At 70.8% G+C, this 11,338-nt stretch carries 10 protein-coding genes and 1 pseudogene; 2 read left to right on the top strand and 9 right to left on the bottom strand.

Going from position 1 to position 11,338, the window contains the following annotated elements:
• The first annotated feature begins 22 nt into the window (after positions 1 to 22).
• Positions 23 to 628 carry a DUF5753 domain-containing protein gene (locus B086_RS0106520; protein ID WP_018565600.1) on the top strand — a complete coding sequence of 202 codons (606 nt, stop codon included), beginning with the start codon at positions 23 to 25 and terminating at the stop codon, positions 626 to 628.
• A gap of 252 nt (positions 629 to 880) precedes the next feature.
• Here B086_RS0106520 and B086_RS0106515 read toward each other — a convergent pair whose 3' ends face one another.
• From B086_RS0106515 to B086_RS0106490, 7 genes and pseudogenes are all read right to left on the bottom strand, one after another.
• A complete protein-coding gene (locus B086_RS0106515) occupies positions 881 to 2,338 on the bottom strand; it encodes a DUF6177 family protein (protein WP_026252165.1) in 1,458 nt (485 codons plus the stop codon).
• Between the two features lie 162 nt (positions 2,339 to 2,500).
• Complete coding sequence (locus B086_RS0106510) at positions 2,501 to 2,866, bottom strand: DUF6086 family protein (RefSeq protein ID WP_018565598.1); 366 nt, start codon at positions 2,864 to 2,866, stop codon at positions 2,501 to 2,503.
• Entirely contained in the window at positions 2,863 to 4,872 is a 2,010-nt protein-coding gene (locus B086_RS41845; RefSeq protein ID WP_018565597.1) for a hypothetical protein, read from the bottom strand. Before B086_RS41845 ends, B086_RS0106510 begins: the two co-directional genes overlap by 4 nt.
• A complete protein-coding gene (locus B086_RS39300; protein ID WP_267880883.1) occupies positions 4,869 to 5,273 on the bottom strand; it encodes a DUF6507 family protein in 405 nt (134 codons plus the stop codon). Before B086_RS39300 ends, B086_RS41845 begins: the two co-directional genes overlap by 4 nt.
• 455 nt (positions 5,274 to 5,728) lie before the next feature.
• A pseudogene (locus B086_RS45325) lies at positions 5,729 to 5,884 on the bottom strand (Hsp20/alpha crystallin family protein); the annotation flags it as partial.
• Positions 5,883 to 6,734, bottom strand: a complete 852-nt coding sequence (locus tag B086_RS0106495) for an alpha/beta fold hydrolase (RefSeq protein ID WP_018565595.1) — start codon at positions 6,732 to 6,734, stop codon at positions 5,883 to 5,885. The pseudogene B086_RS45325 and the gene B086_RS0106495, both read right to left, overlap by 2 nt.
• A 138-nt stretch (positions 6,735 to 6,872) precedes the next feature.
• Entirely contained in the window at positions 6,873 to 7,346 is a 474-nt protein-coding gene (locus B086_RS0106490) for a carboxymuconolactone decarboxylase family protein (RefSeq protein WP_026252164.1), read from the bottom strand.
• 292 nt (positions 7,347 to 7,638) lie between these two features.
• On the opposite strand from B086_RS0106490, the gene B086_RS0106485 reads away from it, so the two are divergent.
• Positions 7,639 to 7,944, top strand: a complete 306-nt coding sequence (locus B086_RS0106485; protein ID WP_018565593.1) for a hypothetical protein — start codon at positions 7,639 to 7,641, stop codon at positions 7,942 to 7,944.
• Between the two features lie 243 nt (positions 7,945 to 8,187).
• Here B086_RS0106485 and B086_RS0106480 read toward each other — a convergent pair whose 3' ends face one another.
• Together B086_RS0106480 and B086_RS0106475 are read right to left on the bottom strand one after the other, a co-directional pair.
• Positions 8,188 to 9,717 carry an MFS transporter gene (locus B086_RS0106480; protein ID WP_018565592.1) on the bottom strand — a complete coding sequence of 510 codons (1,530 nt, stop codon included), beginning with the start codon at positions 9,715 to 9,717 and terminating at the stop codon, positions 8,188 to 8,190.
• 75 nt (positions 9,718 to 9,792) lie between these two features.
• On the bottom strand, positions 9,793 to 11,148 hold the full coding sequence (locus B086_RS0106475; RefSeq protein ID WP_234029264.1) for a DUF445 domain-containing protein: 1,356 nt from the start codon (positions 11,146 to 11,148) through the stop codon (positions 9,793 to 9,795).
• Positions 11,149 to 11,338: the final 190 nt, after the last annotated feature.

Genomic DNA, 11,338 nt, shown 5'->3' with positions numbered 1-11,338 from the left:
GATGTCGACGGAAGGAGATCACATGACGAGCGCGGTTCCGTGGCAGCAGCGGTTGTCCACCGGAACGGAGGACATTCAGGACGAGGTGATCCACTGGTATCGACAGAGCGCTCACGCCAAGGCGTATGTCCCCCACATGATCTGGGGCACGCTTCAGACGGAGGCGTACGCCTCGGTGATCCTGCGCCGAGTCGTCGACTTCCTGGGTGTCCCGGACGACGTGAGGGCCGGAGTCGCGAAGCGGATGGAACGCCAGAAGGTCCTGTACGACGGAGAGCACCACTACGACGTGATCCTCGGTGAGCAGGCGCTGTACACGAACGTCGGTGGAGCTGAGGTGATGCGCGAGCAGGTGAAGCGGATCCTCGGCGAGATCGACCTGCCGTCGCTCGACCTCGGTATCGTCCCCCGGAGCGTCGAGGTGGGCATCGTTCCCACCTCTGGCTTCCACGTCTACGACGATCAGCGCGCGCATTACGAGCTCGTCTCCTCCGCCGTGGACGTGACCGACCCGGCCGAGATCGCCCTCCATGTGAAGGCATTCGAAGCACTCAGGGCCGCCGCGTCCTACGGCGCCGGTGCGCGGGAGATCCTCAGGGAGGCCCTGGACTTCTGGACCACCGCCTGACCGGTCTCCCACGCGAACACGGCGAGTCCGGTCTCCAGCCTGCGGCACTCTCGCCCCTGGCGCTGCCGGAACACCCCCCGTGTCGTGTTCGCGGTGGCCGGGCCGGCCACCGCGAGCGCCGTCGCGAGGTGGGGTGGTGAAGCTCCACCAGGTCAGAGCGGCCAGTGCCGCGAGTTCCGGCAGGAGGGCGAGGAGTTCGCTCCACCTCGGCGGGCGGCTCGGGGCCGGCCTGGCGCAGCGGACTGGAGGGGCTCAGCCGCCCGGCCGGCCGAGTACGGCCTGAGCTGCGGGGGCTACGTGCAGGTGGGCTGTGGCGCGCCGGAGGCGCCTCCACGCTGCGGGATCCGTTCCGTCTCCGAGTGTGCAGTGAAGGGTGGGGCGGGCTGTCGGGCCGAGGCGTACGACGGGTGTGTCCGGTAGGGCTTCCTCCACGCGGCTGAGGCCGGTGTCCGCAACGGTGTCGGGGCCGAAGGTGAGAGAGACGGGGAGGGCCGGTGGCTCGTAGTGCGCCGGGGCCATGAGGTCCGCGCGGGCTGCTCGTACCTCGGTGACCATGGTGGCCAGGTGGTGTCGAGCGGCCAGGTCCTTCGCCAGGTGGGGCAGGAGGTCCAAGGGGACGGGGCTGTCGGCGGTGTGGCCGAGGGCGAGCGTGATGTGCTCCTCCACGCCCAGGCGGGTGTGGGTCACCCGCTGGGTGGCGATGGCCGGTCGGCCGGGGCTGCCGACTGCCACGAGCCAGGTCGGTGAGCCGCGGCGGGCACGGCTACGGGCGAGGTCGGTCAACTGGCGGCGGGACCAGGGGACGTTGACGGGTTCCGCTGTGGACCAGCCTGCGGGCGGTTCGCCGGTCAGGGTCTGCCAGGCGCATTCCAGGGTGCCGCCCAGGAGGAGTTGTTCGTCGGCAGGGTGGATGGTGCGCGCCGACAGGAGGAACTGGCGCTCGCCGGATCGGCCGGTCGGCGGCGGTCGGTAGGCATCCACGACGGTGGGATTCCGACCGACTGGCGGTGCGAAGTGGTCGCCGTGCCAGACCAGTTCCAGACCTGTCAGCCCGTCGTAGTAGCCGGTTTCGGGGTCCCTGACGACCCAGCGGGCGGGGGCACGGTCGAGAAGCGTGCGGGCGGGCAGCGTGAGGCGGGTCGTCGGCGGGGTGACCAGGTACAGGTGCCGGCCGGTCCGTGCGGTGGTACGCAGGAGTTCGGTCAGCCAGGTGGTGGCGGCCAGGACCGGGATGTCGGGGAGGACGACCGCAGCTCGGTCCGTGAGCATGTCTGCTTCGGTGAGTACGTCATCGCCGGCTGCGAGGGCGGGCGCCGGTTCGCCGGATGCCTCGACCGTGACGACATCGGTGTGGGCGGCAGTCTCGCGAGGCCAGGTGGTGCCGTCGAGCAAGGTGGCCAGGCGTCCGGCTACGGAGGCCGCCAGCCGGGGGGCCTCGGGGACGGCGGAGGCCGCGCGGACCTCCGTCCACCAGACCGGACTCTCCGTGGCCGCCGCAGGACCCAGCAACCGTGCCGCCTCCCCCGGGACCTGGAGGTAGCGAGGTGCCTCGACCGCGACCACCTGGCGCCCGTCCTCCGTGCACAGTCGCACCACGGCGCCTTGACCCGCCCGGTCGACGCGCAGATCGGGGCCGCCTGCGTGGAGGGCGGCCAGCAGGGAGACGGGGTCCGGCATTCTCGCGGTGAGAGCGAATGTGCTACGGGGCATGTACTGATTCCTCGAAATCACGGCACAACCGGAAGTGAATTCAACCTGGATGCACATGCTTGCGACACTTCGACAGCAAGACCTGACAGCAGCGAGCGTCGACAGGAATGCACTCTTCTCGCACTCGACGGGTCGGCACGGGAAATCTCCACCACCCCTTTTTCAACCCGTCGGCATGTACCTGGCTCGGAATTCCTGTTCAGTCGCCCACATTTCAGAGAATTCCGGGGCGATTTCCACCACTTCCATACCCATGCGATCCACCAGCACCAGCGCGACGGAGGCAAACCCCTTGAGGAGCGCCCTGAGCGCCTCATTGTTGGAATCTTGGTAAACCTTCACGACTTCATCCACGAATGGAACGAAAAGCGAGGGATCGACCTGACATTCATCCTCAATGACCCCCGCCAACCCCGAATCCTTCCTGACCAGCCCAGACAGCACCTCAGCCTGCCCCAGGAAAACTTTAGCCAAAGAGTTCGAAGGGTTCCACAACTCCTGATCACCCATCTGGAAGTAACAGCTCACTCCGCCCACCTCACTCGCACATCCACGCCGGGATTTCTGGTAACCCACTCGGCTACGCCGGACTCTACCGCAGCCCTGAACTCCGACGTCGCCCCAGGCTCTGTGAAGTCAAGACCGAGCGGAGCTCCCTCATAGCCGCTCATGCAGTGCCGGGCTCGAACATAGGAGTCCAGTTTCTTGAAGACGTGTTTTGCAATCCACTTGTTCACATTCACGCGTGGATCACGCCCCGTCGCAGTCTTCTCCTCCCAAAGAATACCGCCATCGATCCGGTCGATGTCCGTGATGGTGTCGGCCCAGTTTTCGGGATTGTCCACGATGTAATTGGTGTCACCCTCACGTGGCGGGCGCTCTCGGTTCGAGGCGTGATCCGCAGGACCGTGATCGAGCCCTGACGGGACGGTCTCCTGGTGGGGCGTACCGTCGGAGAACGGATCGTTCCCATCGGTACCGCGCGGGACCTCACCCCTGTCCGAGTCCGAGTGCGAAGACGCGGAATGATCTCCGCCCGCTCGGTGACCACCGTCATGGGGCTCGCTACCGCCGTCATGGGGCGGTCCCGCGTGAGTCCCTTCGTGCGTACGCCGTACTGCTTCAGAGCCATGGGGCCCTGCGGAATGCTGTGCCGGACTCGACGGCGGTGCGTCACCCGCATGCATTGCCGTAGACCCGCCGCGTCGCGCTCCGGCAGTGAGCAGCTGGTGATCGCTGGGCTGTGGGGTGGCTGCACGGTCGGTGGCCGCCGGTTCACGCTCGGGCAGGGCCATGTCCGGTGTGCCGTCCGCGTGCAGTGGAACCAGGTTGCCGTCCTTGGTGATCCGGTAGCGGTCGTTCAGGTCGAGGGCGGTGTCGGAGAGGTGGGGCTTCGGGAGCTTGAGGTGGTCGCTGACGCGAGTGAGGGTCTCGGAGACCTTCGGCAGGTCGGACAGGGCCTTGGCCGCCCTCATGCCGCCCGAGACGGGGTCGAGGACGTCGCCTGCCCTGGCCAGGGCGCCGGCGGTCTCGGCCACCCGGCCTGCCCTGCTCACCCTGGCAAGGCCGCCGGCGGCCCCTCCGAACAGGGTGAGGAGGCTGAATGTGGTGACGGCATGGGCGCGTGCCGGGTCCTCGTCCCAGGTGTCGTAGGCGACGAACCCCTTGCCGAACTCGTCGGCGTACGCCTCGCTGTCCCGCTGCCAGTCCGAGAGACGGCCGCCGAGGCCGACCGCGTCCATGCCGTAGGCGTACGTCCCGACGACGGTACGTCTGAGGCCGTCCCAGGTGTCGCTCCGGGCCTGGGCGCCGTTGACGCCCAGGAGGTTGTCCTCGAGGACGCCCAGGCCGACGAATCCGCCCCAGACGCTGTCCTTGACGATGCCGTCCCAGGCCCAGCTCTTGGCGCCGTGCCCCCACCAGTCCAGGCTCCACCGCTCGTAGGAACGGCTCTCCGGACTGCCCCACGGCAGGTCGCCCATGGACGTCAGCGTGTCGGCGTGGACCCCGTACATGCCGGGTGCGTGGCTGCCGTCGTCGACCACCCAACTGGGGCGGCACGCCCCCGGGCTGATGCGGCTGATCTTGTTCGCGGCGTCGCGCTCCGCGGTCTGGAACCCGTCGACGGCCTCCGCGACACCGTCCATCAGCGCGTCGTGCGCGTCGATCTTGTCCTGGTCCTTGGTCCAGTCGTCGTCGCCCCGCACGCTGTCCACGAAGGTCGACGCTTTCTCCCGCAGTTCCTTCAAGCGGTCCGCGTGCGGCTTCGCCTCCGCGGCGAAGGTCTCCAGGGCGTCGGCCAGGGACTCGATGTGGGCGGCGAACTCGTCCGCCGTGTCCATCACCGGCCGGGTGGTGGAGAGGAGCTGGTCGGCCTCCGGCGCCTTGTAGTAGGCGGCCGTCGCCTGGAAGCGGGAGTGGACGTCCTGGCCGTCGTTGCGGATACCGACCGCGCGGGTGCGAAGCTGGGAGACGGCCTTGGACAGCTTGGCGAAGTCACCGGTGTACTGCGGGATTCTCCCGGGTTCGATCACCTCGGCCGCTCCCTGTGCCGGCCGGTCTGCTCGACTACCGCGCGCAGGTCGGCGGACGAGGGGACCTTCGCCGCTTCGCGCTGGGCACGCGCTGCCATGGTCAGATCACCGTCGATGTACGCGGTGGTGGCGTCGACGGTTCCGTCCGTCGTCTTCTTGATACGGGCCGCCATGAACGTGATCTGCGACTCGGTGTCGGCGACGAAGTCCGCCACCGCGGCACCGACCGGACCGACGGGCGCGGAGCCGCAGTACGGGCCGCTGATCGTGCCCGCGCAGAGGGCGGCCTCCTCGACGCTCTTGCCGTACCCCTTGATGTCCTTGGCCAGATCTTCGGCCGCCAGACCGACCAGCGACAGAATCGACTCCACCCCGCTGGGCGTGACATCCCACCCCGTCACGTCTACCCCCCGTGGATCTCCCGCGACGACACCGTTCCCTTCGCCGGTCCGGGCAGGCCGCGCGGACCGGCGGAGAAGGCCCTCATCTCTATCAGGGCGGCGATCGCCGGAACAACGCACTTCGGCACGGAGGGGGAAGATCCGGCCAGATCACCCCCCTCGGTGTGCGGGCGGTCGGCTGCCGTTCAGTTCACTTGTGCTGGTCCGAACAGCAGGGCGTACACCGGGGGGAGTTGCGCCAGGGTGTTCGTCAGGAGGGGTGGGGAAGGAGGTTCGCCAGGGCGGTCAGGGGCGTGCCGGTGTCCCAACGGGCCTTTGCAGTCGTGGAGTTGTCGAGGCGGGAGCCATCGATCCCACGAAGTCGCGGGCCGGGAGGGGTGGAGGGCCGGGATCCGGGCGGCGATGAGCCTGGCTGCGGGGATTTCCTCCGCGTGGGTCGCGTGGGTTGCGTGGGTCCGCTCGGCGTGGATGTCCAGCACGTTCCGCTCGACGTCCGGGTCGAGGGTCTCCGGGTCGACCCCGGGGAGGTCGAAGTGGACGACGGAGTCGTCTCCCGAGCGACAGGCGTCCGTGGGCATGGCGCCGGGCCGGGCGGGGCCGAAGACCGACTCAGGTCTGGTCGGCGAGGAACGCCCGCACCGCCTCGTACAGGGCTTCCGGCTGGTCCAGGTGGACGTCGTGACCCGCGGCGGGGAGGGTCAGGAGGCGGGTCGCGGCGGGGCGGCGGGCGTGCATCCCGGTGGACTCCGCCTCGCGCATCGTGCCGTCGGCGCCCCGCACCACCAGTACGGGGCAGGTGATCGCCTGCCACTCCCGCCAGTGGTCGCGCCGGGTCAGTTCGGTGATCGTGGAGACGATGACGTCCTTGTCGGTCCTCGGCCACCAGCCGTCCGCCCGCTGCTCCAGGCCCCGCGCCCACGCCTCGTGACCGAGGAAGCGGGCCGCCGCCTCGGCGGTCGGGAACGGGACCGGCCAGGAGTCCAGCCAGGCTCCGATCCGGGCGGGGAGGTCCGGGGGCGCGATCGAGGGGCCCGCCTCGACGAGGATCAGCGATCGCACCAGGTCGGGGCGGGCGGCGGCCAGCAGGAGGGCGGTGTGGCCGCCGAAGGACTGGCCCACGACCACGGCCGGGGCGAGGGCCAGTTCGTCCGCCAGGGCCGCCGCGTCCGCGACATGTGCCTCGCGGCTCACGTCTCCGGGGCGGCGGGTGCTCCCTCCGTGCCCCCGGGCGTCGTACGCCACCACCCGATGGCCGTCCGCCCGCAGCCGCGCGGCCAGATCGTCCCACTCGCCCCGGTGGCCCGCCAGTCCGTGCAGGAGCAGGACGGGCGGGCGTGGGGACGAGGAGGGCGAGGGGGGCGCGTGGTCCTCGTAGGCAAGGTGCGTGCCGTCCGGGCGGGGCAGCAGGCCCGGACGGGTGGGTGCGGCGGCGGGGGGCGTGTCCGGTCGTCCCTCGGGCATCGTCCGTTCGTCCCCCAGCGCGTCGTCACTGCTGCCGTTCGGTCCGGCGTCAGCCTAGGCCAGGGCGCTCTGGGCCAGGGGGTCCCTCCGCCTACGCCCCGAGGTCCCTCTTCCCCCTTCCCCCGGGACGCGGGCCGGTCAGCCGAACATGCCCGGCCGGTAGTCGCCCGCGGGCTGCCGGACGATGACGTTCAGGCGGTTGTAGGCGTTGATCAGGGCGATCAGGCTCACGAGGGCAGCGAGTTGGTCCTCGTCGTAGTGCTTGGCGGCGTTCTCCCACGCCTCGTCGGTGACGCCGCCGGCCGCGTCCGCGATACGGGTGCCCTGTTCCGTCAGTTCCAGGGCGGCGCGCTCGGCCTCGGTGAAGACCTTCGCCTCCCGCCACACCGCGATCAGGTTCAGGCGGTCGGCGGTCTCACCGGCGGCCGTGGCGTCCTTGGTGTGCATGTCGGTGCAGAAACCGCAGCCGTTGATCTGGCTGGCGCGGATCTTCACCAGTTCCTGGGTCGCGGCCGGGAGCGTCGAGTCCGTGAGGACCTTGCCCGCGGAGTTGACGTGGCGCATGAACTTGCCGGCGACGGGGTTTCCGAAAAGGCTGAGGCGGGCTTCCATCATGGGCTCCTTGGTCATGGTCATGGTCATGGTCTTGGTCTTGGTGCTGCGCTGGTGCGCTCGTCGTTCGCTCGCTCGGTTGCACAGACATGACGGAGCGCGGGAGCCATGTGTGACGGGTCCGGAGATGTTTGTGGTGTGACCTGGGTCTCACTCGCGTGCCCGTGCGTCGTCGGGCAGCTCCGTCCTCGCGGGCCGGTCCGATCCGCCGTGCGGACGAGGGTTAGCCTCGGTCCGTTCGGCGTCCGCACCCGGGCGTCCGCAGGTCATCGGGGGAGACAGGGAGACAGTGATGGCGAGGATTCCTACGGCGGCGGTCGCCGCGACCGGGCTCGTCGGCGGGTACGGGGTGGCCCGCTGGACCAAGAAGCGGCAGCTCGGCGGGGCCGTGCTGGCCGTCGCCGGTGCCGCAGCCGCGCAGCAGTGGCGGCGGCAGGCGGGCGGCAGGGCGGCGGGCGCCCTCACGGCGGCCTACGTCGCCGCGTTCGCCGGGTCGCACCCGCTGGCCAAGAAGGTGGGCGCCTGGCCGTCCGTGGTCGGCGTGGCCGGCGCGGTCGCCCTCGCCTCCTGGGCCGTCGCCGACCGGCACGCCGCGTAGGCGAGCCGGGTACCGCGTGCGCGAGCTGCGTACGGCGTGAGTGAGTTGCGTACGGCGTGAGTTGCGTACGGCATACGGCGTGCGCGCTGCGTACGGCCTGCGCGAGTCACGCGTGCCGCGCGACCCGCCCCGCGCCGCGCACGCGTCCCGCGCAAGCGATCCGCGCGCCCCCGCAAGCGGCCCGCGCGCCACGCAAGCGACCGCCCCTGACACCCGCGCCACGCCAGGAGGACCGGCGGCACCTCACGCCGGGCTCGACGACGGGGGCGTGACGTCGGGGCGGCCGTTCTGCGCGGCCGGGCCCGGCTTGCCCGCCACCGCCGTCAGCGGGGTGGCGATGTCCTCCAGGGAGCGGCGCTCGGCGTTCACCGCCAGGAACGCGGCGACCAGACCCGCCGCGCACATCAGCGCCGCCCCGATGCAGAACGCGAGGACCGTGTCGCCGACCTCGCCGGTGCCGGTGAGGTCGGCGAAGAGCAGCGGTCCGCTGATGCCGCCGGCCGCGGTGCCCAGGGCGTAGAAGAAGGCGATGGACATCGCCCTGGTCTCCATCGGGAAGATCTCGGAGACGGTCAGATAGGCGCTGGAGGCGCCCGCCGAGGCGAAGAACAGCACCGCGCACCAGCAGGCGGTCAGCGTGGTCGCGTCCAGCGTGCCCCGGTCGAACAGCCATGCCGTGCCGAACAGCAGCAGCCCCGACAGCAGATACGTGGACGAGATCATCACCCGGCGCCCGACCGTGTCGAAGAGCCGGCCGAGCAGCAGCGGGCCCAGGAAGTTGCCGACCGCGATGACGGCGAAGTAGTAGCCGGTGTGGCCGGAGGGCACCTGGAAGAACGTGGTCAGGATGGCGCCGAAGCCGAAGGTGATGGCGTTGTAGAGGAAGGCCTGGCCGATGAAGAGGGAGAAGCCGAGGACGGCCCGCTTGGGGTAGCGGGCGAAGACGGTGCGGCCGATCTCCGCGAAGGAGACGGTACGGCGCTGGTGGATGGTGATCTCCCCGTGCGGCGCGGGCAGCGGCGCCCCCTTCTCGGCCTCGATCCGCTCCTCGATCCCGGCCACCACCTCCTCGGCCTCGCGGTCCCTGCCGTGGATCAGCAGCCAGCGCGGGCTCTCCGGGACGTGCCGCCGCACGAGGAGGATCACCAGGGCGAGGACGGCGCCGAGCGCGAACGTCAGCCGCCAGCCCAGGTCGGCGGCGAGCAGATCGGTGTTGAGGGCAAGGATCGACAGCAGCGAGCCGCCCACCGCGCCCACCCAGAAACTGCCGTTGATGATCAGGTCGACCCGGCCGCGGTAGTCCGAGGGGATCAGTTCGTCGATGGCGGAGTTGATGGCCGCGTACTCGCCGCCGATGCCGAAGCCCGTCAGGAAGCGGAAGAGGAAGAACCACCAGGCCTCGAAGGAGAACGCGGTCAGGGCGGTGGCCGCGAGATACACCGCCAGGGTGATCATGAACAGCTTCCGGCGGCCGTAGCGGTCGGTCAGCCGCCCCCAGAACAGGGCACCGACACAGGCGCCCGCCACATACAGCGCGGCGGCCACCCCGGTCACCTGCCCGGAGCTGATCGCCAGGCCGCTGCCCGGCTCCGACAGCCGGCCGGCGATGTTGCCGACGACGGTCACTTCCAGGCCGTCGAGGATCCACACCGTGCCGAGCCCGACGACGATGGTCCAGTGCCAGCGCGACCACGGCAGGCGGTCGAGTCTGGCGGGGATGTCGGTGGTCACGGTGCGGCCGGTCCCGGCACCCGCGGTCTCAGCACTGGCCATGGGCTCCCTCCTCGACGAGCGGAACGCCCTGCGGGTGCCCCCGAAGCGGGGACGTCACGCACGGCGGCGGTCCGCCTACGCTCCGAGGAGACGCGACACCGTGTAGATCAGCAACCCGGCCAGCGAGCCGACCACCGTGCCGTTGATGCGGATGAACTGGAGGTCACGGCCGATGTGGGCCTCGATCTTCCGGGTGGTGTGCTCGGCGTCCCAGCCCGCCACCGTGTCGGTGATCAGCGAGGTGATCTCCTTGCGGTACGTCGTCACCACATACACCGCGGCGCCCTCCACCCACCGGTCCACCTTGCGCTGCGCCCCGGGGTCCTCGGCCATCCGGTGGCCCAGGGAGAGCAGCGAGGCCCGCACCCGCAGGCGCAGCTCGCTGTGCTCGTCCTCCGCCGCGGAGACGATCATGGATCGTACGGCCGTCCAGGCGGAGGCGATCAGGTCCTGGACCTCGCCCCGGCCGAGGACCTCGCTCTTGAGGCGTTCGATCCGGGCCCGGGTCTCGCTGTCGGACTGGAGGTCGGAGGCGAAGTCGCCGAGGAACCGGTCCAGCGCTCCGCGCGCGGGGTGGCCGGGCATGTCGCGCATCTCGGTGACGAAGCGGAGCAGCTCCTTGTAGACGCGCTCGCCGACCTTGCGGTCCACGAACCTCGGTGTCCAGCCGGGCGCGCCGCCCTGCACCGCGTCCATCACGGAGTCGCCGTGCAGCACCAGCCAGTCGTGCGCCCGGGTGACGACCAGGTCGACGACGCGCCGGTGGCCGCCGTCGGCGACGATCTTCTCCAGCATCTTGCCGAGGCCGGGCGCGATCTCCTGCACGGCGGCCCGGCGGGTGATCGCCTCCCCGACCACCGCCTGCACATCGGAGTCGCGCAGCACGGTCAGCGCACCGCGCAGCGCGGTGGCCAGTTCGGCGGTCACCCGGTCGGCGTGCTCCGGCCGGGCGAGCCAGGTCCCCAGCCGGCCGCCGATGCCGACGGCGCGCAGCCGCTGGCGTACGACGTCCTCGGAGAGGAAGTTCTCGCCGACGAACTCGCCCAGCGAGACACCGAGCTGATCCTTCTTGGTGGGGATGATCGCGGTGTGCGGGATGGGCAGACCGAGCGGGTGGCGGAAGAGGGCGGTGACCGCGAACCAGTCGGCGAGCGCGCCGACCATGCCCGCCTCCGCGGCGGCCGCGACGTAGCCCGCCCAGGCGCCCGCGCCGCTGTGCCCGGCCCACTTGGCCAGGACGTACACCACCGCGACGAACAGCAGCAGTCCGGTCGCGGTCAGCTTCATCCGGCGCACCCCGCGCCGGCGCTCCTCGTCGGCGGGGCTGAACACGGTCATCGTGCGGCGGGCCGTGGCGGGCTCCGCCGCCGGACCCGCCGCCAAACCCGCCGCGGGATCCGTCCGAGGCTCGGCCTCCGTCGTGCGTTCCATCCGCTCCACCCGTTCCGTGTTCCCGTGCGCGCCGCTTCGTTCCCGTACGCACCGCTTCGGTGAGCGGTCCGCACGGGCGGCGCGCGCCCGGCGCACACCCCGTACCCGATTGTCCCCTCTGACCTACTCCCGGAGCGGACCAGGAGTTCCCGCGGGGGCGGGCCGCAGGCGCCCGGGGGCGGCCGGGGCA

The sequence above is a fragment of the Streptomyces sp. PsTaAH-124 genome (assembly GCF_000373685.1).
GTDB lineage: Bacteria > Actinomycetota > Actinomycetes > Streptomycetales > Streptomycetaceae > Streptomyces > Streptomyces andamanensis.
This window is presented reverse-complemented; position numbering and strand designations above follow the sequence as displayed.